Origin of the sequence: Pseudomonas sp. WS 5011 (genome assembly GCF_012985775.1) — a bacterium.
Lineage (GTDB): Bacteria > Pseudomonadota > Gammaproteobacteria > Pseudomonadales > Pseudomonadaceae > Aquipseudomonas > Aquipseudomonas peli.
Map to the genome: position 1 here is coordinate 37,992 of NZ_JAAQXA010000003.1, position 23,790 is coordinate 61,781.

23 protein-coding genes and 1 pseudogene are annotated in these 23,790 nt (G+C 62.0%); 11 read left to right on the plus strand and 13 right to left on the minus strand.

Annotated features, from left to right (window positions below):
* Positions 1-2: 2 nt before the first annotated feature.
* Both HBN63_RS04225 and rpmE read right to left on the minus strand, forming a co-directional pair.
* Positions 3-803 carry a thermonuclease family protein gene (locus tag HBN63_RS04225; RefSeq protein ID WP_170048692.1) on the minus strand — a complete coding sequence of 267 codons (801 nt, stop codon included), beginning with the start codon at positions 801-803 and terminating at the stop codon, positions 3-5.
* A gap of 26 nt (positions 804-829) precedes the next feature.
* Complete coding sequence (gene rpmE / locus HBN63_RS04230; protein ID WP_090249983.1) at positions 830-1,045, minus strand: 50S ribosomal protein L31; 216 nt, start codon at positions 1,043-1,045, stop codon at positions 830-832.
* A gap of 156 nt (positions 1,046-1,201) precedes the next feature.
* On the opposite strand from rpmE, the gene HBN63_RS04235 reads away from it, so the two are divergent.
* The 3 genes from HBN63_RS04235 to HBN63_RS04245 all read left to right on the plus strand — a co-directional run bounded on the left by HBN63_RS04235 (position 1,202) and on the right by HBN63_RS04245 (position 6,158).
* A complete protein-coding gene (locus HBN63_RS04235) occupies positions 1,202-3,421 on the plus strand; it encodes a primosomal protein N' (RefSeq protein WP_170048526.1) in 2,220 nt (739 codons plus the stop codon).
* 60 nt (positions 3,422-3,481) lie between these two features.
* Positions 3,482-4,861 (plus strand): ATP-dependent RNA helicase DbpA, encoded by a 1,380-nt coding sequence (gene dbpA, locus HBN63_RS04240; protein WP_170048527.1) that lies wholly within the window; start codon positions 3,482-3,484, stop codon positions 4,859-4,861.
* Between the two features lie 61 nt (positions 4,862-4,922).
* Positions 4,923-6,158, plus strand: coding sequence for a diguanylate cyclase (locus tag HBN63_RS04245; RefSeq protein WP_170048528.1), 1,236 nt, complete (start codon positions 4,923-4,925; stop codon positions 6,156-6,158).
* 34 nt (positions 6,159-6,192) lie between these two features.
* On the opposite strand, the gene HBN63_RS04250 is transcribed toward HBN63_RS04245, so the two are convergent.
* Positions 6,193-6,930 carry a transporter substrate-binding domain-containing protein gene (locus tag HBN63_RS04250; protein WP_170048529.1) on the minus strand — a complete coding sequence of 246 codons (738 nt, stop codon included), beginning with the start codon at positions 6,928-6,930 and terminating at the stop codon, positions 6,193-6,195.
* A gap of 134 nt (positions 6,931-7,064) precedes the next feature.
* Between HBN63_RS04250 and HBN63_RS04255 the strand changes: the two genes are divergently transcribed.
* Complete coding sequence (locus HBN63_RS04255; protein WP_170048693.1) at positions 7,065-8,249, plus strand: NAD(P)/FAD-dependent oxidoreductase; 1,185 nt, start codon at positions 7,065-7,067, stop codon at positions 8,247-8,249.
* A 4-nt stretch (positions 8,250-8,253) separates the two neighbouring features.
* Here the strand turns inward: HBN63_RS04255 and HBN63_RS04260 are convergent, their stop codons facing one another.
* The gene (locus HBN63_RS04260) at positions 8,254-9,000 is read right to left on the minus strand and encodes a transporter substrate-binding domain-containing protein (RefSeq protein WP_345940469.1); all 747 of its coding nucleotides are present in this window, start codon (positions 8,998-9,000) and stop codon (positions 8,254-8,256) included.
* Between the two features lie 200 nt (positions 9,001-9,200).
* On the opposite strand from HBN63_RS04260, the gene yccS reads away from it, so the two are divergent.
* The 6 genes and pseudogenes from yccS to HBN63_RS04280 all read left to right on the plus strand — a co-directional run bounded on the left by yccS (position 9,201) and on the right by HBN63_RS04280 (position 14,151).
* Positions 9,201-11,378: a YccS family putative transporter gene (yccS, locus tag HBN63_RS04265; RefSeq protein WP_170048530.1), complete on the plus strand. Its 2,178-nt coding sequence runs from the start codon at positions 9,201-9,203 to the stop codon at positions 11,376-11,378.
* A 180-nt stretch (positions 11,379-11,558) separates the two neighbouring features.
* Positions 11,559-12,644: pseudogene (locus tag HBN63_RS21825) on the plus strand (7TM diverse intracellular signaling domain-containing protein); the annotation flags it as partial.
* A gap of 135 nt (positions 12,645-12,779) precedes the next feature.
* Positions 12,780-13,262: a GGDEF domain-containing protein gene (locus tag HBN63_RS21830; RefSeq protein WP_262498886.1), complete on the plus strand. Its 483-nt coding sequence runs from the start codon at positions 12,780-12,782 to the stop codon at positions 13,260-13,262.
* A gap of 137 nt (positions 13,263-13,399) precedes the next feature.
* Entirely contained in the window at positions 13,400-13,795 is a 396-nt protein-coding gene (locus HBN63_RS04275) for a transcription elongation factor GreAB (RefSeq protein WP_345940470.1), read from the plus strand.
* A gap of 5 nt (positions 13,796-13,800) precedes the next feature.
* Positions 13,801-13,881, plus strand: coding sequence for a hypothetical protein (locus HBN63_RS22135; RefSeq protein WP_345940472.1), 81 nt, complete (start codon positions 13,801-13,803; stop codon positions 13,879-13,881).
* Positions 13,882-13,917: 36 nt separating this feature from the next.
* On the plus strand, positions 13,918-14,151 hold the full coding sequence (locus HBN63_RS04280; RefSeq protein ID WP_090250004.1) for a DUF2789 family protein: 234 nt from the start codon (positions 13,918-13,920) through the stop codon (positions 14,149-14,151).
* On the opposite strand, the gene HBN63_RS04285 is transcribed toward HBN63_RS04280, so the two are convergent.
* The 3 genes from HBN63_RS04285 to HBN63_RS04295 all read right to left on the minus strand — a co-directional run bounded on the left by HBN63_RS04285 (position 14,140) and on the right by HBN63_RS04295 (position 16,326).
* A complete protein-coding gene (locus HBN63_RS04285) occupies positions 14,140-14,658 on the minus strand; it encodes a M48 family metallopeptidase (RefSeq protein ID WP_170048531.1) in 519 nt (172 codons plus the stop codon). The genes HBN63_RS04280 and HBN63_RS04285 overlap by 12 nt on opposite strands.
* A gap of 80 nt (positions 14,659-14,738) precedes the next feature.
* Entirely contained in the window at positions 14,739-15,839 is a 1,101-nt protein-coding gene (locus HBN63_RS04290; protein ID WP_170048532.1) for a PQQ-dependent sugar dehydrogenase, read from the minus strand.
* 31 nt (positions 15,840-15,870) lie between these two features.
* A complete protein-coding gene (locus tag HBN63_RS04295) occupies positions 15,871-16,326 on the minus strand; it encodes a hypothetical protein (protein WP_170048533.1) in 456 nt (151 codons plus the stop codon).
* Positions 16,327-16,504: 178 nt separating this feature from the next.
* On the opposite strand from HBN63_RS04295, the gene HBN63_RS04300 reads away from it, so the two are divergent.
* Positions 16,505-17,488, plus strand: a complete 984-nt coding sequence (locus tag HBN63_RS04300; RefSeq protein ID WP_170048534.1) for an alpha/beta fold hydrolase — start codon at positions 16,505-16,507, stop codon at positions 17,486-17,488.
* Here the strand turns inward: HBN63_RS04300 and HBN63_RS04305 are convergent.
* The 6 genes from HBN63_RS04305 to tkt all read right to left on the minus strand — a co-directional run bounded on the left by HBN63_RS04305 (position 17,460) and on the right by tkt (position 23,757).
* On the minus strand, positions 17,460-17,885 hold the full coding sequence (locus tag HBN63_RS04305) for a hypothetical protein (RefSeq protein ID WP_170048535.1): 426 nt from the start codon (positions 17,883-17,885) through the stop codon (positions 17,460-17,462). The genes HBN63_RS04300 and HBN63_RS04305 overlap by 29 nt on opposite strands.
* Before the next feature lie 60 nt (positions 17,886-17,945).
* Positions 17,946-19,010, minus strand: coding sequence for a class II fructose-bisphosphate aldolase (fba, locus tag HBN63_RS04310; RefSeq protein ID WP_090250017.1), 1,065 nt, complete (start codon positions 19,008-19,010; stop codon positions 17,946-17,948).
* A 110-nt stretch (positions 19,011-19,120) separates the two neighbouring features.
* Entirely contained in the window at positions 19,121-19,438 is a 318-nt protein-coding gene (locus HBN63_RS04315; protein WP_170048536.1) for an MliC family protein, read from the minus strand.
* Positions 19,439-19,467: 29 nt separating this feature from the next.
* Positions 19,468-20,631 carry a phosphoglycerate kinase gene (locus HBN63_RS04320; protein WP_170048537.1) on the minus strand — a complete coding sequence of 388 codons (1,164 nt, stop codon included), beginning with the start codon at positions 20,629-20,631 and terminating at the stop codon, positions 19,468-19,470.
* A 3-nt stretch (positions 20,632-20,634) separates the two neighbouring features.
* Complete coding sequence (epd, locus tag HBN63_RS04325; protein WP_170048538.1) at positions 20,635-21,690, minus strand: erythrose-4-phosphate dehydrogenase; 1,056 nt, start codon at positions 21,688-21,690, stop codon at positions 20,635-20,637.
* A 66-nt stretch (positions 21,691-21,756) separates the two neighbouring features.
* Complete coding sequence (tkt, locus tag HBN63_RS04330) at positions 21,757-23,757, minus strand: transketolase (protein ID WP_170048539.1); 2,001 nt, start codon at positions 23,755-23,757, stop codon at positions 21,757-21,759.
* Between the last annotated feature and the right edge of the window lie 33 nt (positions 23,758-23,790).

Consider the following 23,790-nt stretch of genomic DNA (forward strand, 5'->3'; position numbering starts at 1 on the left):
GATCATGGCAGGGCCTCCAACATAGCCTTATCAGTCAATGGCAGCATCCAGCGAGCCTGCCCCGCGCGCAAGCCGCCACGCCTTGAACGGTCGATCACCCAGCCACGAGCCTCGACCTGGCGGCCTTCAAGGCTTTCGACCGCGCGCAAATCAAAATTGCCCAACGCCTTGGGCGCGATCTGCAGCACCAGCGAATCGCCCATTTCCAGCCACAGACCGCCGCCATTGCGTTCGATACGCTGCACCTGCCCACGGAGCAAGGCAAAGCCGCCACGGCTCAACTGCTTAGGCGCTAGCACTGGAGAATGCTGCCAGAGCCCGGCACGTGCCTGCCGCGCACTGCGCTCGGCGGCTTGCTGGCACTGCACCAGCGCCAGGTTAGGTGCAACCGCCACCTGATAGCCCAAGCCCTCGGCGAGTAGCTGCGCTTCCAGATTATTACCACGGTCGTCATAGGCATGGGCCAGGGTGCGCCCGTAGTGGTCTTTGGCCTGTCGACCAAGCTGCAGGGCCACCCGACCATCACTGGCCGCCACCAGCGCCTGCAGGCGTTGGCGCGCAGCCTCGGCAAACGGCTCGGCGGAACGCCCCTGCCGGCCCATCTCCGGGCTGTTCAAGCCAATCAACCGCACTGTGCGGCCATCGACCAGGCGCAGGGTGTCGCCATCCACCACCCGCTGCACCTTGGTACTGGGCAGGTTGTCCGGCGCCGGACAGAACGCCAGGACACCGCCTGCATAAACGCCGAAAACGAAAAAGGCGCCCACAAGGGACGCCTTTTTCAGTAGCGAGGTGAAACCCATGTGGGTCTGCGTCGCTGTGCGCAAGCTTACTGCTTGGCGCCGAACATGCCGAAACGCTGCTTGAAGCGATCAACACGGCCGCCGGTATCCAGCATTTTCTGCTTGCCGGTGTAGAACGGGTGGCACTCGTTGCACACGTCCAGGCTCAACGGCTTGGCCAGGGTGGAGCGAGTTTCGATCACGTTGCCACAGCTGCAGGTGGCGGTGACGGCTACATAGTTCGGGTGGATATCGGCTTTCATGATGATTCCTCAGGGCTGTCGTGCCGCCACCAGACACTATTGTCAGGTACCGCACGGAAATAGGCCGGTGATAATACCAGAGCACCGCCGCGACGCAAGGCCGGCCGTCGACTGGCAGCATGCTAAGATCGCGCCCTGCAACCAGGAGCCCACCGCTTGCCCGACGTCATATTGCGCCTCGCATTGCCCTCGCCGCTGCGCCGCCTGTTCGACTACCGTGCCCCGCCCGGTGTGCCGCGCAGTGCTTTGCAGCCGGGTGCGCGGCTGCGCGTACCATTTGGCCGGCGCGAAATGATCGGCATCCTGATCGAAGTCACCGAGCACAGCGACGTGCCGGCCGACAAGCTCAAGCCCGCCCTGCAATTACTGGACGCCCAATCGCCACTGCCGCCCGCACTGTTCAAGCTGTGCCTGTGGACCGCGCAGTATTACCAGCACAGCCTGGGCGACACCCTGAGCTGGGCGCTACCAGTGCTGCTGCGCCAGGGCGAGCCGGCGGAAGTACGCCAACAGCGCTTCTGGTCGGTCACCGCCGGCGCGCAGTTGGACGACCCCCGCCTGAGCCGCGCACCGCGTCAGCGCGACGCCCTGAAAACCCTGGCCCAGCACCCCCACGGTGTTGCCCATGCACTGCTGAGCAAACTGCAGCTGAACAAGGACAGCCTCGACCTGCTGCTGGAAAAGGGTCTGGTGCAGATTGACGTGCGCCGTCATGCGCCGAGCGAACGCCACGCCAACTGGTTGGCGCAGCCGGAGCTACCGCTGAATGCTGAGCAGCGCGCGGCCAGCGAGGCGATCCGCTCAGGTTTCGGCAGCTTCAACGCCTTTCTTCTCGCCGGGGTCACCGGCAGCGGCAAGACCGAGGTCTACCTGCAGCTGATCCGCGAAACCCTGGAGGCCGGCAAGCAGGCTCTGGTGCTGATCCCGGAGATCAACCTCGGTCCGCAAACCCTGGCGCGTTTCGAGCAGCGCTTCAACGCGCGCATCGCCCTGCTGCACTCGGCAGTGAATGACCGTGAACGCCTGGACGCCTGGCTGGCGGCGCGCGATGGCGAGGCGGACATCATCATCGGCACCCGCTCGGCGCTGTTCACCCCCATGCAGCGGCCGGGGCTGATCATCATCGACGAGGAGCACGACGCCTCCTATAAACAGCAGGAAGGTCTGCGTTACCACGCCCGCGACCTGGCGGTGGTACGTGCCCATCAGGAGAACATCCCGATCGTGCTGGGCTCGGCCACGCCCTCGCTGGAAAGCCTGCACAACGCCCACAGTGGCCGCTACGCCCTGCTGCACCTGCGTGAGCGCGCCGGCGGCGCTAAGCAGCCGCGTTTTCTGCGCCTGGATGTGAAAAGCCGACCGCTGGATTCCGGCATCTCCGGCCCCATGCAGCAGGCCATCGCACAAACCTTGCAGGCCGGCCAGCAAGTATTGGTGTTCCTCAACCGTCGCGGTTTCGCTCCGACCCTACTCTGCCACGACTGCGGCTGGTTGTCCGAGTGCCCGCGCTGCGACGCACGCATGACCGTGCACCAGCGCTCACGCGAGCTGCGTTGCCACCACTGCGGCCACGTCGAACGCCAGCCAAGTAACTGCCCGAAGTGCAACAACGTCGACCTGCGACCGGTCGGCGCCGGCACCGAGCGCGCCGAAGAACGTCTGGAGATTCTCTTCCCCGACGTGCCGGTCTTGCGCGTCGACCGCGACAGCACCTCGCGCAAGGAGGCCATGACCACCCTGTTCAACACCGTGCAAAAAGGTGAGCCGTGCATTTTGGTCGGCACACAGATGCTCGCCAAAGGCCACCACTTCCCGCGCGTCACTCTGGTGGCGATTCTCGATGCCGATGGCGGACTGTTCTCGGCGGATTTTCGCGCCAGCGAACGCATGGCACAGCTGATCGTGCAGGTCGCCGGTCGTGCTGGGCGCGCCGAAGAACCGGGTAAGGTGATTATCCAAAGTCATCTGGCCGACCATCCTTTATTGGTGCAGCTGACCGAACAGGGCTACTTCGCCTTCGCCGAACAGGCTTTAAGTGAACGGAGAGGTGCTGGCCTGCCGCCGTTCTGCCACCTCGCGCTACTGCGTGCCGAGGCACACAAGCCCGGCCAGGCTGAGGGATTTCTCGATGATGCCTGCACGGAAGCCGAGCTGTTGCTGAACGAGCTGAAACTCAGCGGCATCGAACTGCTCGGGCCGGTACCCGCGCCAATGGAGCGTCGCGCCGGCCGCTACCGCGCCCAGCTGCTGGTGCAGGCTAACGCCCGCGCGCCGCTGCATCGCTTACTCAACACTTGGATGCATGCACTGGAACAGATGCCCAGCGGCCGTGCGGTGCGCTGGTCATTGGACGTAGACCCCATCGATCTGTTCTAAGACAGGCCGCCGCGCTCAGCCTGTTACACTGCACGCCATTTCGTTTAGCAGGCCTGTACCGTGACCCACACCGCTTTCTCATCTCTGCCGCTTTCCGCCGCCATGCTGGCGAACCTCGAGTCGCTCGGTTACACCGAGATGACCCCGATTCAGGCGCAGAGCCTGCCGGTAATGCTCAAGGGCATGGACCTGATTGCCCAGGCCAAGACCGGCAGCGGCAAGACCGCCGCCTTCGGCATCGGCCTGCTCAACCCGCTCAATCCGCGCTACTTCGGCTGTCAGGCACTGGTGATCTGCCCAACCCGCGAGCTGGCCGATCAGGTCGCCAAGGAACTGCGTCGCCTGGCGCGCTCGGCTGACAACATCAAAATTCTGACGCTGTGCGGCGGCGTGCCGTTTGGCCCGCAGATCGGCTCCCTGGAACATGGCGCGCAGATCATCGTCGGCACCCCGGGGCGCATCCAGCAGCACCTGAGCAAGGGCACGCTGAAACTCGACGGTCTGAACACCCTGGTGCTCGACGAAGCCGACCGCATGCTCGACATGGGCTTCTACGACAGCATCGCCGAGATCATCAGCCAGACCCCGACACGCCGACAGACCCTGCTGTTCTCCGCCACCTACCCGGCCGGGATCAAGCAGCTGTCCGCGACGTTTATGCGCGATCCACAACAGGTCAAAGCGGACGCCCTGCACGACGACACACAGATCGAGCAGCGTTTCTACGAAATCGCGCCAGAAGAGCGCATGGACGCGGTGGTCAAGCTGCTCAACAGCTATCGCCCGCAGTCCTGTGTGGCCTTCTGCTTTACCAAGCAGCAATGCCAGGAAGTGGTCGACCACCTGACCGCCAAGGGCATCTCGGCTGCAGCGCTTCACGGTGATTTGGAACAGCGCGACCGTGATCAAGTGCTGGCGATGTTTGCCAACCGCAGCTTGTCGGTGCTGGTGGCCACCGATGTGGCCGCCCGCGGCCTGGATATCGACGCCCTGGACATGGTGATCAACGTCGAACTGGCACGTGATTCGGAAATTCACATTCACCGCGTCGGCCGTACCGGCCGTGCCGGTGAAAAGGGCCTGGCCATGAGCCTGGTGGCCCCGGCCGAAGGCCACCGTGCTCAAGCCATCGAAACCCTGCAAAAGGCCCCGCTCAACTGGCACCCACTGAGCAGCCTGAAGCACCAGGGCGGCGCGCCATTACAGCCACCGATGATCACCCTGTGCATCGGCGCGGGCCGAAAAGATAAACTGCGCCCCGGCGATATTCTCGGCGCACTGACAGGCGCGGCGGGCATCCCTGGCGCGCAGGTCGGCAAGATCGCGATCTTCGACTTCCAGGCCTATGTCGCCGTTGAACGGGTCGTGGCCATGCAGGCACTCAAGTGCCTGAGTGAAGGCAAAATCAAGGGCCGCTCGCTGCGTATCCGTACCCTATAGTTGCCATAAGCGCTAAACAGACGGTCGCCGTGACACGACCGGCGACAGAGGAGTAGCACCCTTGCGCAATATTCTGGTGATCGAAGACAGCCCATTGGTGCTGAAAATTCTCGAGCATCTGTTTCGCAAGGAGACTGGCTTCCAACCGATCTTCTGTGCGTCCCCGGGCGAAGCCCAGGTGATGCTGGAGACCTCGGCGGAGCTGTTCTTTGCCGCGATCGTCGACCTCAACCTGCCGGACGCACCGGACGGTGAAATCGTCGACGTGGTAATGGGCTATCACCTGCCTTGCATCGTGCTCAGCGGCACCTACAACGAACAGCGCCGCGACCAGATGCTGCTCAAGGGCGTGGTCGATTACGTCCTCAAGGAAAGCCAGCACTCCTATGAGTACGCCTTCCGCCTGCTGCACCGCCTGGAAAGCAACAGCACCGTGAAGATCCTCATTGCCGAGGACTCCGATGCCACACGCCACTACATCCGCCACGTGCTGACCCCGCATCGCTACCAGATTATTGAGGCCTGCGACGGCGATGAAGCCCTGAGGATCCTCAAGGAACAGCCGGACATCGACCTGCTGGTGGTCGACCACAGCATGCCGGGACTCAGCGGTTTTGACCTCGTCAAACTGCTGCGGCAGAAGATGAAACGCCACGAGCTGATCATTCTTGGCCTGTCCGCCGACACCAAGGGCTCGCTCAGCGCCAAGTTTATCAAGCACGGTGCCGATGACTTTTTGCGTAAACCGTTCTGCTCGGAAGAGCTCAACTGCCGAGTGATGTCGACCCTGGAGCGCCGCGACCTGCTGCGCGCGTTAAAACAAGCGGCTCAGTACGACGCCCTCACCGGCCTGAATAATCGCCGTGCGTTTTATGAACATGGCCAACAGCTGTTCCAGCAGGCCCGCTCCGGTGGCCGTGACCTGAGTGTGGCGATGCTCGATCTGGACTTTTTCAAACGGATCAACGATGACCACGGTCACGCCAGTGGTGATGCAGCACTCATCGGCTTTGCTCGGGCGTTTTCCGCCACCTTCCCAGACGCTTTGCTCGGTCGCTTGGGCGGGGAAGAATTTGCCATGGTCAGCCAGCAGGACGCCGCCACCCTCAGCGACACCCTCGACCAGCTGCGCACGCACTGCGCCAGCTTGAAGTACGCCATCGGCGCACCTGCACTGTCATTCAGTGCTGGCATCTATCATGGCGCCCCTGATGACCTGGAAAGCCTGCTGCACCAGGCCGACCTGCGTCTGTATCAGGCCAAGAGCCAAGGCCGCGGGCGCAACTGCTGGCAGTAGTGCATGCGGTCTGCTAGCGATGCAGCATTAGCTCCTAGAGCCCATGGCGCAGAAAGATCTGCGCATAGCTGCCATCGGCGCGCATGTCCTCAATCGCCTTATTGAAAGCATCGGCAATTTGCTGATGCTGCGGATGCTTGCGGCTAACCAGAATGTGCAAACCGTTTTCGCTCAACGGCTGCGGCAGAAACTCCAACTGATCGCGAATCCCGGCAAGGCTGCGACTCAGGTGAAAGCGCGCCACCAGCTCATCCTCCAAGGTCAGCTGCACCCGCCGGGCCTGCAACATCCGCGCGCCCACCTCGAAGCCCACCACTCCCACTTTGGTCAAACGACTGTCCAGATCAAACTCACTGGAGTAGGCATACCCGCGCACCACAGCGATGCTGTAGGGGTACAGATCCGGCAACGTACGGAAGTTGATATGACTGTCCTTCCGTTGCAGAAAACGAATGCGGTTAATCAGGTAGGGCTGTGAGTAATGGCCAAAAACCGCGCGCTCGTCGGTATACCAAGCGTTGATCAGGACATCGTAGATTTCTTGCTGCAACCCCCGCACCGCACGCTCCCACGGCACCTGAACATAACTGGTGGTATAGCCGGCGCGGGCCAGGGCGGTGGTCACCAGGTCAGAGGCCACCCCGTTGTTCAGCAGCGTCTGGTCATTGAATGGCGGCCAAGGGTCCGCCACCAACCGCAAGGTCTCTGCAGCATGGCCATACAGAGGCGCCAACAGCAGCCACGACAGCAGGCAGGCACGCAGTCCATTCATCAACGGCGATTCCAGAGAAAGCAGAGCACTAATCCTAGTCGATCACTGGCTCAGCCACACCCTACTGGCCATGCGCTAATATGCGCGCTGTTTTGCGCCAGCCTTGGCGCGTGTCGCAGGTTGAGGAAATGGCTGTGCTTACCCCCCAGGTCGTGATTATCGGAGCCGGTGCCGCCGGGCTTATGTGTGCATTGACGGCCGCTGCGCGCGGACGCCAGGTGTTGCTGCTGGATCACGCCAACAAAGCCGGCAAGAAGATCCTGATGTCCGGTGGCGGGCGCTGCAATTTCACCAATATGTACTGTGAACCGAGCAATTTTCTTTCGGAAAATCCGCACTTCTGCAAATCGGCCCTGGCGCGCTACACCCAGTGGGACTTTATCGGCCTAGTGGCCAAGCATGGCGTGCCGTACCACGAGAAGAAACTCGGCCAGCTGTTCTGCGACAACAAGGCCAGCGACATCCTCGGCCTGCTGCTGAGCGAGTGCGATGAAGCCGGCGTCGAGCTGCGCCTGGACACCTCGGTCAGCGAGATCAGCAAGCGGGACAGTGGTTATCAGCTGCAGACCAGCGCCGGCCTGGTACGCTGCGAATCGCTGGTGATCGCCACTGGCGGTCTATCGATTCCAACCCTTGGCGCCAGCGGCTTTGGCTATCAGGTGGCCAAGCAGTTCGGCCACGAGCTGCTGCCGACCCGCGCCGGCCTGGTGCCATTTACCCTCACGGACCCGCAGCTTAAAGCGCTGTGCACCGAGCTGTCCGGCACCTCAGTCGAGGATTGTGTGGTGAGCTGCAACGGCCAGAGCTTCAAGGAAAATATTCTGTTCACCCACCGTGGCCTGTCCGGTCCGGCGATTCTGCAGATTTCCTCATTCTGGCAACCCGGCGATGCCGTGAGTATCAACCTGCTGCCGCATATCGACCTGCCAGAGTGGCTGGATCAGCAACAACGCGAACGCCCCAATAGCGAACTGAAAACCCTGCTCGCCGAGCTGTTTACCAAAAAGATGGCCGGGTTGCTGGCCGACAACTGGTTCGCCTCCAAACCAATGAAGCAGTACACCCACGCCGAACTCAAGACGATTGCCGAGCATCTCGGCGACTGGCAACTGGTGCCGGCCGGTACCGAAGGTTATCGCACCGCCGAGGTTACCCTGGGCGGCGTCGATACCCGCGAGGTGTCGTCTAAGACTATGGAGTCGCTGAAGTCACCGGGGCTGTATTTTGTCGGCGAAGTGCTGGATGTAACGGGGCATCTGGGCGGTTTCAACTTCCAGTGGGCCTGGGCCTCCGGCTACGCGGCAGCCCAGTACGTCTGACCTTTCAGGGCGCCGGGGCAGGCTCAAGCGGCGGCAACGGCTCACCCGGCAACCACTTCTGGTGGATCGCGGTAAAGCTGCCATCCCTCTTCATCGCGTCGAGTTCACGCTGCCAGCGGCTGATCAACGCATCATCCGTCTGCAGGGAAAAAGCGATGTAGCTGTCGCTGTGCATGAAGTCGAACAACAACTGCACTTCATCCGCCTGGATATCGCCCTGTGCCAGCAGGGCATTGATGCTCAGGTTATCCAGCACCATCAGCTTGACCCGACCGAGCTTGAGCATACTTACCACCTGCGCCGGCCCGGTTACCGGGGTGAGGTTGCTGAAGCCCTCGGCCAGCAGCTGCTGGTGGCTGTACCAGTCGCGCGGCACGGCAATTTCGCCGTACTCGCGTGCTTCTTCTAAACGGCTGATCGATAAGAAAGAGCGGCGCAGGGCGTAAAAACTGGTGATGTTGCGGGTAATCGGCCCAACCCACTTGAACAGCTGTTCACGCTCACGGGTGCGCATGGTCACAAACAAGCCCGTGTTCGGTCGGGTTAAGGCCTCCTGATACCCACGCGCCCAAGGCACCACGCTGATCGGTGCGCTCTGCCCGGTGCGCTGCAGAATGGCTTGCACCACTTCAGTGGCTAGCCCTTTGGGTTCGCCGTTCTCGCTGAAATTGATGGGCGGGTATTCTTCGGTGTAGAAGCGCAGCGGCTGAGCCTGTAAAACCCTGCACGACAAGCAGACAAGCAGCAACACGAGCAATCCACGCACACAGGTGTACAACACGGCAGATGCCTCGCGAATGGCGGATAGTTTAAGCGTAGCCCGGCCGCCGTGATTCACACCAACCCATCGATCGGCGCCACATTTTAATTGGTAGCAACACGGCTTACGGCTGCCAAGTCGACACAGACTCCGTTAGGCTGCTACCTGTTACGGTTGATCAAGGTCGGGCCATGCCGTCCACTGCGCTGCGCCATTCGTTTCGTCGCCTCTGGGCCCAGGATAAATTCAGCTACAGCCTGCGGGTGTTTATCGCCCTGAGCGGGGCGTTGCTGCTGTGCTGGTCGCAGGGCTGGATGCATGCGCTGATACCGTTGTTTCTCGGGATAATCGCCAGCGCCCTGGCGGAAACCGATGACAGCTGGCAGGGCCGGGTGGTGGCGCTACTGGTCACCCTCGGCTGCTTCAGCGTGGCGGCCTATGCGGTGGAATTTCTGTTCCCCTACCCCTGGCTGTTCGTCTGCGCTCTGGCGCTGTCGAGCTTTGCCCTGACCATGCTCGGCGCGCTGGGCGAACGCTACGCCACCCTCGGCGCGGCCACGCTGATTCTCGCGGTGTACAGCATGATCGGCTTGGAGCAGCGCGGCGGCGCGGCGGGCCTCTGGCAGGAGCCATTACTGCTGGTGGCGGGCGCAGCCTGGTATGGCCTGCTGTCGGTGCTGTGGAATGCGCTGTTCGCCAACCAGCCGGTGCAGCACAGCCTGGCGCGGCTGTTTCGCGAGCTGGGCCAGTACCTCACGCTCAAGGCCGCGCTGTTCGAACCGCTGCGTCAGCTGGATGTGGAAGAGCGCCGCCTGGCCCTGGCCAAACAGAACGGTCGAGTGGTGGCGGCGCTGAATGCAGCCAAGGAAATCATCCTGCACCGGGTCGGCAATGGCCGGCCCGGGCCGAAGGTCAGCCGTTACCTGAAACTGTATTTTCTCGCTCAGGATATCCACGAGCGCGCCAGCTCTTCGCACTACCCTTATAACGAACTGGCCGAGGCGTTCTTCCACAGCGATGTGCTGTTCCGCTGCCAACGTTTACTGCGTCTACACGGCGAAGCCTGCCAGCGCCTGGCCCAAGCAATCGAGCTACGCCAGCCGTTTGAATACCGCGAGCTGTGCCACCAGGCGCTGGACGACTTGCACGACTCCCTCGAACACCTGCGCGTGCAGAGCAACCCGGCCTGGCATCATCTGCTGCGCTCGCTCGGCGCGCTAGCCGGCAACCTGCGCAGCCTGGATACGCTACTGGGCAACGCCAGTAACCCCGACGCCATGGCGGAACAACAGGACAGCAGCCTGCTCGACCGCGAACCGCACTCGCTCAAGGATGTTTGGGAACGCCTGCGCCTGCAGCTGACGCCGACCTCATTGCTGTTCCGCCACGCCTTACGCTTGTCCCTGGCACTGGCGGCCGGTTACGGCGTGCTGCACTGGATTCACCCGACCCAGGGCTACTGGATACTGCTGACCACGCTGTTCGTCTGCCAGCCGAACTACGGCGCAACCCGGCTCAAGCTGGTGCAGCGTATCAGCGGCACGGTGCTCGGCCTGCTACTCGGCTGGGCGCTGTTTGACCTATTCCCCAACCCGCTGGTACAGGCGCTGTTTGCGGTGGTCGCCGGGGTGGTGTTCTTTGCCCTGCGCAGCAGCCGCTACACCCTGGCCACCGCCGCCATCACCCTGTTGGTGCTGTTCTGCTTCAACCAGGTCGGCGACGGCTACGGGCTGTTTATCCCGCGCCTGGTCGACACCCTGCTCGGCAGCCTGATCGCCGGACTGGCGGTGCTGCTGATCCTGCCGGACTGGCAGGGCCGCCGCCTGAATCGCCTGCTGGCCAGCACCCTGAGCTGCAACAGCCGCTACCTGCAGCAAATCATCGCTCAGTACGCCAACGGAAAACGTGACGACCTGGCCTACCGCCTGGCGCGGCGCAACGCACACAACGCCGACGCCACGCTGTCGACCACGCTGGGCAACATGCTGATGGAGCCAGGGCATTTCCGTAAGGAGGCGGATATCGGCTTTCGCTTTCTGGTGCTCTCGCACACGCTCTTGAGCTACCTCTCGGGCCTTGGCGCGCACCGCGGCGAAACCAGCCTGAGCGGCAACGACAACCCGCTGCTGGCCAGCGCCAGTCGCTTGGCCGCTAGCCTGGACGAGATTGCCAGCTGCCTAAGTGATGACCGCACAGTGGCCATTTACAGTGACTCTGAAGAACAGCTGGCCAGCGCGCTGGAAACACTCAGCGAAGACCTGGATGACCAACAACGACTGGTGCAAACCCAACTGGCGCTGATCTGCCGTCAACTCGGACCATTACGTACCCTGGCCTCACACCTGCAAAAACGCCAACCTGAGGCTTAACCTCAGGCTATACGGCGTAGCCAGCCACTATTGGCTAGCGCTTAGAGCAGGCTTTCTGCCAGTATGCCAGCGCACGCATACCACTCTGGTCGCTCTATGCTCACCGCCAGGAACATCGCTAATCGATCGCTACCGATCAGCCTAAGCAGCCTGGTCCTAGCGTTCTGCCTGCTGCTGGTAATGCCCCTGAGCCAGGCAGAAATACGCCTCGATGACCATACACCCGCGCAAAACCTCAATGATCTGGCCGATTACCTGGCGGACCCCGGCGGCACACTGACCCTGAAAGATATACGGCAGGTCGACGCCGACTTTCGTCATCGCAAGGATCTCAGCTTCGGCTACACCCGCGGGCCGGTCTGGCTGCGCCTGCAGCTGCGTTCACACACCCTGCAAGCGCGTACCTGGCGCTTAGAACTGGACTACCCCTCGCTGGATGAGGTACGCCTGTACGATGTCGGATCAGATGGTATACGCACATCACGCGCTGGCGATACCGTGCCCTACTAAGAGCGCAGCGTCGGCCACCGCACGCCCGTATTCGACATCCCCCTGCAACCTGGCGAGCAACGCACCCTGTACCTGCGCGTCGAATCGGCTGGCAGCATGACGCTGAGCGGCAGCCTGATGTCGCTCAGCGACTTCGAGCAGCACAGCCAACGCGGCTACATGGTGCATGCCACCTACTGCGGCGTACTGATTGCCCTGGGCCTATACAACCTTCTGCTGTTTCTCGCGCTACGCGAGCGCCCCTTTCTCAACTATGTGCTGTTTATGTGCGCCTTTGCCCTCAGCGTACTGTCGCTCAACGGTCTCGGCGCGCAATACCTATGGCCGCAGGCTGCTCCCTGGAGCAACCGCATGCTGCCCGTCAGCCTGACATTGGCTGCCCTCTTCTCGGCGATATTTGCCCGCAGCTTCCTCGACACACGTCAGTGGCTACCACGCTGGGATCGTGTACTGGTCGTGCTCTGCTTCGCGACAGCACTGGCCGTTCTGGCCACCTTGCTGTTACCAGTGCAGCGTGCCTTGCAGACCATGTCGCTGACCGGGCTGACGGTCACGGTCATGCTCCTGCTCACCAGCTTCGTCTGCGTCGGCTACCGCGTGCCAGGTGCACGCTTATTTGCCCTAGCCTGGATGATGTTACTGACCGGCGCAGTGCTGCTGGCACTGCGTAACTTCGCCATCATCCCATCGAATTTTCTGACGCTCTATTCCATGCAAATTGGCTCAAGCCTGGAAATGATCCTGCTGTCTTTCGCCCTTGCAGCGCGTTTCAATGAGCTGAAACGGCAGCGAGAGGCTGCGCTGCAAAACAACGAACGGGTACTCGAACAGCGGGTGGCCGAGCGTACCCAGGCACTTGAGGAGGCCAACCAGCGCCTTAGCGAGCAAGCCATGCGCGACCCACTAACGGGCCTTGCCAACCGTACTGCACTGCAGCAGCACCTGAGCCAGGCATTAAGCCGCAACCAGCGCCGCCAAGAGCTACTGGCCGTGATGCTGATTGATCTGGACGGTTTCAAACCCATCAACGACCTATATGGTCACGGCTTTGGTGACCTGGTACTGGCTGAAGTCGCCCAGCGCCTCAACCTGCAAATGCGCGAGAGTGATTTGGCGGCACGTTTGGGTGGCGATGAATTCGTGATGGTCTGCGAAAGCGTGCAGTCAGCCGAGGCCGTCCAGCAGCTTGCCGAACGGCTGCTCGACCGCCTGAATCAGCCGATGACCCTCGAAGGACACACCGTGCATGTCGCGGCCAGTATCGGCATTGCCCTGAGCCATGACGAAGACGACACCAAAACTCTGATTCGCCGGGCCGACGCGGCGATGTATCAAGCCAAAGCGGCAGGCCGTAACCGCACCCAGTTTGGCTGAGGCCACGCTAAAGGCATTCAGCGCCAGCCTGTCAGCTAGCTAATGCAGCACCCGCACGACCTTGAGGGAGCACACCTGTAGCTGCCCGCCCTAATGCTTTTCCGCTACCCTGCACGCCTGCCCAGAAAGTGCCCGCCATGAACAAGACCGAACTGCTGAAACAGGTAATCGCCCGCCTCGAAGATGACCTGCTGCAGGCTCAACAGGCGGCGCTCACCGCCTATGAAACGGCGACCCATGAAGAAAATATCGCTGAAAACAAATACGACACCCTAGGTCTGGAGGCGTCTTATCTAGCCACCGGGCAGGCGCGCCGTGCGGCCGCCATTCGTCAGACCCTAGCGAACTGGAAGCTCCTGGTGTTACGCGCGTTTGACCCTCTACTGGGCATCCAGCTCGGCGCACTGATTGAGTTGAGCGACGATGAAGATCGCCGCCAATGCCTGTTCCTAGGCCCGGACGGCGCAGCGATGAAACTGCAGCAGGACGGCCAGTCAATACAGGTAATCGGCCCGCAAGCCCCCTTGGGCTGATCCTTATTGGCAAGACCGTTGGCGACGAAGTGACCCTGCAAGTGGCCAGTGGTGTGCAACTGTTGGAGATTCTGTCGGTCGACTAAAGAGCTATCAGCCGATAGCGTTAAAGGGAGACCGCTATGCAAGCCAACGTCCAAGAGCTCGAAACACTGTTCCAGCAACTGGGGCTCGAGCATGACCAGATCAGCATCGACCTCTTTATCAAACGCCACTCCCCCTTGCCGGAAGACTGCCGCCTGGCCGATGCACCGTTCTGGGACCCAGCCCAGGCCGACTTTCTGCGCCAACAGTTTTTAGCCGACGCTGAATGGGCCGAGGTGGTGGATCAGCTCAACCTGCTGCTACGTGGCTGACAGCACGCCTGCTGTTCCTGGCAGTTCCCGCCAGGTCAGGTAAACACGCAGGTCGAACTCCAGCTGGTGGTAGCCCGGCAGCATGTATTCGCAGAGTTTATAGAAGGCCTTGTTGTGCTCAGCCTCTTTCAGGTGCGCCAGCTCATGCACCACGATCATCTGCAAAAACTCCGGCGCGGCCTCGCGGAACAATGAGGCCACGCGAATTTCCTTCTTCGCCTTGAGCTTGCCGCCCTGCACCCGCGAGATTGCCGTGTGCAAACCGAGAGCACGGTGGGTCAGGTCGAGGCGATTGTCGTAGAGCACCTTGTCGATGGCCGGGGCATTGCGCAGGTGCTCCTGCTTGAGACCTTGGATATAGGCGTACAGCGCCTTGTCGCTTTGAACCGCATGTTTGCCGCTGTAAGAGCGCGCCAGATAATCGCCCAGGCGCTCCTCGTCAATCAGCTGACGGATCTTGTCTTGCAGCGGGGCCGGGTAGCCTTGCAGGTATTTGAGCGGAGTCATGGTCAAAATGGCGTATGCACGGTAAAGCCGAGGATTATGCCGCAAGCCGCACGCAACCAGGGCGGCTTTTGGCACCCCAGCTACTGGCTCGGTACAACCCGCAGCAACCGACCATCTGCACTGTCAGTGAGCAGGTACAACGCACCATCTGGACCGACACGCACATCGCGAATACGCTCTTCCAGCTCCTCGAACAGCACGTCCTCACCGGCCAACTTGCCGTCCTGCAGACGAATGCGCCGCACACTGCGCTCGGCCAAGGTCGAAGCAAACAGATCGCCCTGCCATTCTGGGAATAGTGCCCCGCGGTAAATCGTCAGGCTGGAAGGAGCGACCGACGGTGTCCAGTGCAGTAAGGGTTGCTGCAGGCCGGGCAGTTCGGTGTAGGGCGAAATCTGCGCACCGGTGTAGTCAATGCCGTAGGTGATCAACGGCCAGCCATAGTTATTGCCGGGCTCGATGAGGTTCAGCTCGTCGCCTCCGCGTGGGCCGTGCTCGTGGCTGTAGAGGCGCTGCAGCTGATTGTCATAGACGATGCCCTGCACGTTACGATGGCCCAGGCTGTAGATCTCCGCCGCCGCGCCGGCCTGGCCCACCAGCGGGTTGTCCTTCGGCGCACTGCCGTCACGGTTCAGGCGCACGATCTTGCCAAGGTGGTTGCTGGTGTTCTGGGCCTGCTCGCGCCAGTCGAAACCATCGCCCAGGGTCAGTACCAGGGTGTTATCCGGCAGCCAGGCCATGCGCCCACCGTAATGCGCAGCACCGGACTTAGCTGGCTGTGCGGTAAACAGCACCTGCACATCCTGCAGCTGACCATCGACCAGCCGCGCCTTGCTCAGACGGGTGTTGTTAGCCTGGGTCGTGCCGTATGCATAGCTCAGATACAGCTGCTGATTACTGGCGAACTCCGGGTCAAGGATCACCTCCATCAGCCCGGCCTGGGCGGCGACAAACCCCTCAGGCACGCCGCCAACCGGTTGCGGATTAAGGCTGCCGTCCTGCTCGATGATGCGCAGGCGGCCGACGCGCTCGGTTACCAGCATGCGGCCATCCGGCAGGAAGGCCAGCGACCAGGGATGCTCCAGGCCTTCAGTCACGGTTTCGATGCGGTAATCCATGGCGTGCGCCAGGCTGCTGCCAAGCAGACCAAACAACAACAGAGCGCGGGACGTATTCAGCATGATTCGGGCCTTTTGCTTGCAGAGGGATAAATCAGGATTGCACCGGCGATGAGCGCCGCATCAGTCCGGCAAATAACAGCGCGCCCAGGCTGCCGCAGGCCATCAGCCCGAGGGTGCCGGCAAACGTGCGGTTGGCGCCAATCAGCGTTGGCATCGGCAGCAATGCATTGGCCAGCGCCATCGCCGCTAGCACCGCCAACGCACCGGCCAGGGTAAACAGCAGCCAGCGGCCCATTGGCCAGAGGCGCGCCAGCCAGCTTGCTACTGGCAGGGCAAAGATAAAACCGAGAAGAACCAGCACCGCGAAGGTCGGGCTAAAGCCCAACAGGTCCAGGCAGGTGGTCTGCACCCGCACACCAAGCGGCATGGGCGCGCCAAGCGCCTGCAGGTTAGCCAGATTGAACTGGGTCTGCAGCACAGTGCCCATTACACTCGCCAGCAGCACAGCCAGAAAGAAGTACAACAGAGTGCGCAATTTGCTTGGCATGCAGACAGATATCCAGAGACGACGGTGGCCCGAGTATGGACCAGCGCGCCGCGCTGCACGTGCCCGGTGTTTTACATGGTTTTACCAAGCCCACAAATGGGCGATAGGCGCAGCCACAGCGCTGTAGCAGAATGCCAGCAGCCATCCTGCCGACAACAACTCACACAAGAACCGCACGATGAAAAAAGCCCTACCCCTCTGTGCGCTGATTCTCGCGCTGCTTGCCGTGGCGTTCAGCCTCGGTCCCGTGCCACCCGTCGACACCCAACTGACAGCGATCCAGCTGCCGGCCGACCTCGACCGCTACCTGACCGAGACAGAAGCACCTTACCCGGACATCACGCCCGGCGCGGAAAAGACCATCGTCTGGGCCCATCCAGACCAACGCCAGACCGACCTGGCGATCATCTACCTGCATGGTTACTCGGCCACTCGCCAGGAAACCGCACCGCTGAGCGATCAACTGGCCCGGCAACTGGGCGCCAACCTGTTCTACACCCGCCTGAGCGGTCATGGCCGAAGCGGCGCCGCGATGGCCGAGGCCAACGTGCAAGACTGGCTGCAGGACAGCCAGGAGGCCCTGCAGATCGGTCAGCGTTTGGGTAAACAGGTGCTGGTGATCGGTACCTCGACCGGCGCCACCCTAGCCACTTGGCTGGCGCTGCAGGGCGATAACCCGCAGGTGCTGGCCTATATCATGGTGTCGCCTAACTTTGCCCCCAAAGACCCGGCCGCGACCGTGCTCACCTGGCCCTGGGCGACGCACTTTGTGCCCTTGCTGCTGGGCCCGGAACATCAATGGCAACCGCGCAACGCCGAACAAGCGCGCTACTGGAGCCACCGCTACCCGGTACAGGCGCTGCTGCCTATGATGGCGCTGGTGAAATACGTGCGTGAGCAGCCGCTGGAGCAGATCAGCGCACCGATTCTCATACTCTATTCGCAGGACGATCAGGTGGTCAGCGCACCCGCCATCGAAACGGCCTTTGCCCGCTTTGGCTCGCCGCACAAGCAGCTGATCGCCCTCAAGGACACGCAGGACCCGTCACACCATGTGCTGGCCGGCGACATCCTCTCGCCGCAGGACACGCCTCGGGTGCAGGCGGCAATTCTGGCGTTTCTCGCCGCTCTGCCTACTCAAAACGGCACAGCGCCGCAGTAAAAGCACAAGGCTGATCCGCCAGGTAGCTGCGGTAAATCTGCAACAGCTGCTCCACCGTCAGCCGACACGCCTGCGCCCGGCATTGTCCGTTAAACGCAAACGCACTGTGCTCGGCCTCGGCCAGACGAAGATAGAGCGCCGGCCAATCACTGCCCGGTGTATCGGCCGGGGTAAACAACAGGCGCCCTTCACGCTGCACCAGCGGCGCGCCGGCAGCGGCGTAGTCGTAGACAAACAGCAACGTACGCGCAGTCTTGGTCGTGCACTCGACGCGGGTGGCGCACTGCTGCGGATCGCTCGCCACCGCCACATTAACGGGCGGCCCGCTCACTGGTGGCTGATGGGCACAGCCGGCCAATGCAGCGAGTACACCGAACAGCCCGATCAACCTCTTCATAAGACTCCTCCGAATAACAAAAAGCCCCGCATCGGCGGGGCTTTCAGTACAGCAACAGGCTCAGTTGACCTTGGCGGCCAGCTCACCCTTGGCATAACGCTGGAACATGCCTTCGAGGGAGATCGGTTTGATCTTCGAGGCATTGCCGGCGGTGCCGAAGGCTTCGTAGCGAGCGATGCAGATGTCACGCATAGCGGTGACGGTGGCACCGAAGAATTTGCGCGGGTCGAACTCGCTCGGATTCTCGGCCATCAGGCGGCGCATGGCACCGGTGGAGGCCAGACGCAGGTCGGTGTCGATATTGACCTTGCGCACGCCGTACTTGATGCCTTCAACGATTTCTTCAACCGGCACGCCGTAGGTTTCTTTGATGTCGCCGCCGTACTGGTTGATGATCGCCAGCCACTCTTGCGGCACCGACGAGGAACCGTGCATCACCAGGTGGGTGTTGGGGATGCGCTTGTGGATTTCCTTGATGCGGTCGATGGCGAGGATGTCACCGGTGGGCGGCTTGGTGAACTTGTAGGCGCCGTGGCTGGTGCCGATGGCGATGGCCAGGGCATCGACCTGGGTGCGCTTGACGAAGTCGGCGGCTTCTTCCGGGTCGGTCAGCATCTGGCTGTGGTCGAGCACGCCTTCCGCGCCAACGCCGTCTTCTTCACCGGCCATGCCGGTTTCCAGGCTGCCCAGGCAACCCAGTTCACCTTCAACGGACACGCCGCAGGCGTGGGCAAAAGCCACGGTCTGCTGGGTGACACGGACGTTGTAGTCGTAGTCGGCCGGGGTCTTGCCATCTTCTTTCAGCGAGCCGTCCATCATTACCGAGCTGAAGCCCAGCTGGATCGAGCGCTGGCAGACGTCAGGGCTGGTGCCGTGGTCCTGATGCATGCACACCGGGATGTGCGGGAATTCTTCGATAGCAGCCAGGATCAGGTGACGCAGGAACGGCGCGCCAGCGTATTTACGCGCACCGGCGGAAGCCTGAACGATCACCGGGGAATCGGTCTTGTCGGCCGCTTCCATGATTGCGCGCATCTGCTCGAGGTTATTGACGTTAAAAGCCGGCACGCCGTAACCGAATTCGGCGGCGTGGTCGAGCATCTGGCGCATGCTGATAAGTGCCATGGTGTTCTTTCTCCCGGTGGGGCTCGTTAATCGTGCAAGCCTGCCGCAGGGGCAGGCGCTATTCAAGTCATTCAGACCGGGAGTGAACCCGGCCTGTATTCAAGTCATTGTCAGGGTGCCTTGCAGCCACGGCCGATCAGGTCATCCTTGGCCGTCCAGTAGACCAGTCCTTCCTCGCCTTTGGTGTGAAAAGACAACATCCCGTCACTGTACAGCGCACCCGAGCCAGCGGGCTCCTGCTGCAAGCGATAAACGATATCACCGCCGCCGAGGCGCACATCGACGGACTCTGCACTGCTGTCGGCGAAACGCCAGAGCACTTCGGTCTGGCTGTCGCACACCCAGCGCGTCCAGTTATCCGACGGTGCAGGCTGACTGACGCAGGCGCCAAGCAGGCTGAGCAATGCCAGCAGGGTAATCCGTTTCATTATCGGGACTCGCTCCATGATCAGGCTGTTTATGCGTTAGCGCGTTGTTCCAGCACTTCAACCGCCGGCAATACCTTGCCCTCGACAAACTCGAGGAACGCGCCGCCACCGGTGGAGATATAGCTGATCTGCGCGCCAACGCCGTATTTGTCGATGGCCGCCAGGGTGTCGCCGCCACCGGCAATGGAGAAAGCCGGGCTTTCGGCGATGGCCTGGGCCAGCACCTTGGTGCCGTTGCCGAACTGGTCGAACTCGAACACCCCGACCGGGCCGTTCCACAGGATGGTTTTCGAGGATTTCAGCAACTCGGCAAACTGCGCGGCAGTTTGCGGGCCGATATCCAGAATCATGTCGTCTGCAGCCACATCAGCCACCAGTTTGACGGTGGCTTCGGCGTCTTCGGCGAAGGCTTTGGCGACGACCACATCGACCGGTAACGGCACGCTGACCTTGGCCGCGATGGCCTTGGCAGTCTCAACCAGATCGGCCTCGTACAGCGATTTGCCCACTGGGAAACCGGCTGCGGCTAGGAAGGTATTGGCGATGCCACCGCCGACGATCAGCTGGTCGCAGATCTGGCTCAGGCTGTTGAGCACGTCAAGCTTGGTCGAGACCTTGGAGCCGGCAACGATAGCGGCCATTGGCTTGGCCGGATTACCCAGCGCCTTGCCCAGGGCTTCCAACTCGGCCGCCAGCAGCGGGCCGGCGCAGGCGACCTTGGCGAACTTGGCCGCGCCATGGGTCGAACCCTCAGCGCGGTGAGCGGTACCGAAGGCGTCCATGACGAACACGTCACACAGCGCAGCGTACTGCTGAGCCAGTTCATCGGCGTTTTTCTTCTCGCCCTTGTTGAAGCGCACGTTCTCGAACAGCACGATCTCACCAGCCTTGAGTTCAACGCCGCCGAGGTAATCTTTTACCAGCGGTACGTCGCGGCCCAGGGCTTTGCTCAGGTAGTCCGCAACCGGCGCCAGGCTGTTCTCTTCGCTGAATTCGCCTTCGGTCGGACGACCCAGGTGCGAGCAGACCATGACCGCTGCGCCCTTCTCCAGCGCCAGCTTGATGGTCGGCAGGGAGGCGAGGATGCGCGCGTCGCTCTTCACCGCGCCGTCTTTTACCGGCACGTTGAGGTCTTCGCGGATCAGCACGCGCTTACCGGCGAGGTCGAGGTCGGTCATCTTCAGAACGGTCATATATCAGTCCTTCACGGGGGCTGGAGTAGTCAGGGAGAGAAAGTGTTCAGCAACATCGAGCATGCGGTTGGCAAACCCCCACTCGTTGTCGAACCAAGCCAGCAGGTTGACCAGACGCGGCCCGGAGACGCGAGTCTGGCTGCCATCGACAATGGCCGAGTGCGGGTCATGATTGAAGTCGCAACTGGCGTGCGGCAGTTCGGTGTAGGCCAGCAAGCCTTTGAGCGGGCCGCTTTCCGCTGCCTGGCGCAACACGCGGTTGATCTCATCAGTGGAGGTGTCACGAGCGGTCTGCAGGGTGATGTCCAGGCACGATACGTTCACCGTCGGCACACGAATGGCTTTGGCCTGGATACGTCCGCTGAGTTCCGGCAGCAGGCGCTCGATACCACGGGCCAGACCAGTGGATACCGGAATCACTGACTGAAAGGCCGAGCGCGTGCGGCGCAGGTCTTCGTGGTGGTAGGCATCGATCACCGGCTGGTCGTTCATCGCCGAGTGGATGGTGGTGATCGACACGTATTCGATACCCACCGTCTCATTCAGCAGTTTGAGCAGCGGCACACCACAGTTGGTGGTGCAGGAGGCGTTGGACACCAGCTGCTCGGCGCCGCTCAGGCAATCCTGATTGACCCCGTAGACCACCGTGGCGTCGATATCTGCCTCACTGGCCATCGGTTGCGACAGCAATACGCGCGGCGCGCCAGCATCGATAAAGCGCTGCGCCTCGCTGCGGCTGGTGTACTGACCGGAGCATTCGAGTAGCAGATCAATGTCCAGCGCGGCCCAGTCGATGGCTTCTGGACTGGCCTGGCGCAGCACCTTCACACAGTCGCCATTGATATGCAGGCAATCGCCGTCGACCTTCACCTCACCGGGGAAACGCCCGTGGGTGGAGTCGAAACGCGTCAGGTATTCAATGCTGGCCTGGTCGGCCAGGTCATTCAGCGCGACGATTTCCAGCTGTGCCCCGGCGCCCCGCTCATGCAGCGCACGCAGCACGCAGCGGCCGATACGGCCATAACCGTTGAGGGCAATTCGATAGGGACGCTTGGGCATGGTGATCTCGATAGGGAACCGTAGGATGGGTGAGCCGCAACGCGGCATCACCCATCATTCGCCGGATCAGGCGTCCAGCAGCTCGGCGGCGGTTTCCAGGATGTTTTCGACGGTGAAGCCGAATTCCTCGAACAGCGCCGGCGCGGGGGCAGACTCACCGAAGGTGGTCATGCCGATGATGCGACCTTCCAGACCCACGTATTTGTACCAGTAGTCGGCATGCGAGGCTTCGATGGCGATCCGCGCACCGACTTGCACCGGCAACACGGCCTGCTTGTAGCCGGCGTCCTGCTGGTCGAACACGCTGGTGGACGGCATCGAGACGACGCGCACCTGACGGCCCTGCTCTTCCAGCTTGGCAGCCGCCTGCATGGCCAGGCCGATTTCCGAGCCGGTGGCGATCAGGATCAGTTCCGGCTCACCCGCGCAGTCTTTCAGCACATAACCACCACGAGCGACATCAGCCAGCTGCTGGGCATCGCGGCTCTGGTGCGGCAGGTTCTGACGGCTGAAGATCAGTGCGGACGGGCCGTCGTTGCGCTCGATGGCGTATTTCCACGCCACGGCGGACTCAACGGCGTCGCATGGGCGCCAAGTGTCGAGGTTCGGCGTGCCACGCAGGCTGGCCAGCTGCTCGATTGGCTGATGGGTCGGGCCGTCTTCACCGAGGCCGATGGAGTCGTGGGTAAACACGAACAGCACACGCTGCTTCATCAGTGCGGCCATGCGCACCGCGTTGCGTGCGTATTCCATAAAGATCAGGAAGGTCGCGCCGTAGGGCACGAAGCCGCCGTGCAGGGCCACGCCGTTCATGATCGCGCTCATGCCGAACTCGCGCACGCCGTAGAACATGTAGTTGCCAGACGCGTCGTCTGCCGACACACCTTTGCAGCCTTTCCACAGGGTCAGGTTGGAGCCGGCCAGGTCCGCCGAGCCGCCGAGGAATTCCGGCAGCAGCGGGCCGAAAGCATTCAGGGTGTTCTGGCTGGCCTTGCGGCTGGCGATGGTTTCGCCTTTGGCGGCCACTTCTTGAATATAAGCAGCGGTCTTCTCAGCGAAGTCAGCGGGCAATTCGCCGGCGACGCGGCGCATGAACTCGCTAGCCAGCTCAGGGAAGGCGGCGGCGTAGGCAGCAAAGCGCTCGTTCCACTCGGCCTCGGCGGCCGCACCGGCGGCCTTGGCGTCCCACTCGGCATAGATGTCGGCCGGGATTTCGAACGGGCCATGGTTCCAGCCCAGGGTGGCGCGGGTCAGGGCGATTTCATCGTTACCCAGCGGCGCGCCGTGGCACTCTTCCTTGCCCTGCTTGTTCGGCGAGCCGAAGCCGATGGTGGTTTTGCAGCAGATCAGGGTCGGACGGTCGCTGGTCTTGCGCGCGGTCTCGATGGCCATCTTGATTTCGTCGGCGTCGTGACCGTCGACATTGCGGATCACCTGCCAGCCGTAGGCTTCGAAGCGCGCCGGGGTGTCATCGGTGAACCAGCCTTCGACTTCACCGTCGATGGAAATGCCGTTGTCGTCATAGAACGCCACCAGCTTGCCCAGGCCCAAGGTGCCGGCCAGGGAGCAGACTTCATGGCTGATGCCTTCCATCATGCAGCCGTCGCCGAGGAAGGCGTAGGTGAAGTGGTCAACGATCTGGTGGCCGTCACGGTTGAACTGCGCGCCCAGCACCTTCTCGGCAATGGCGAAACCAACGGCGTTGGCGATGCCCTGGCCGAGCGGGCCAGTGGTGGTCTCTACACCTGGGGTGTAGCCGTATTCCGGGTGACCCGGCGTGCGGCTGTGCAGTTGACGGAAGTTTTTCAGGTCTTCGATGCCCAGGTCGTAGCCAGTCAGGTGCAGCAGCGAATAGATCAGCATCGAGCCGTGGCCGTTGGACAGCACAAAGCGGTCACGGTCGGCGAATTTCGGGTTGCTCGGGTTGTGCTTGAGGAAGTCACGCCACAGGACTTCGGCGATATCCGCCATGCCCATCGGGGCACCGGGGTGGCCGCTGTTGGCTTTCTGCACGGCATCCATGCTGAGGGCACGAATGGCATTGGCTCGCTCACGACGGCTGGGCATCACTGAATCTCCTGCGGGGGCTGCTTGGGCAAC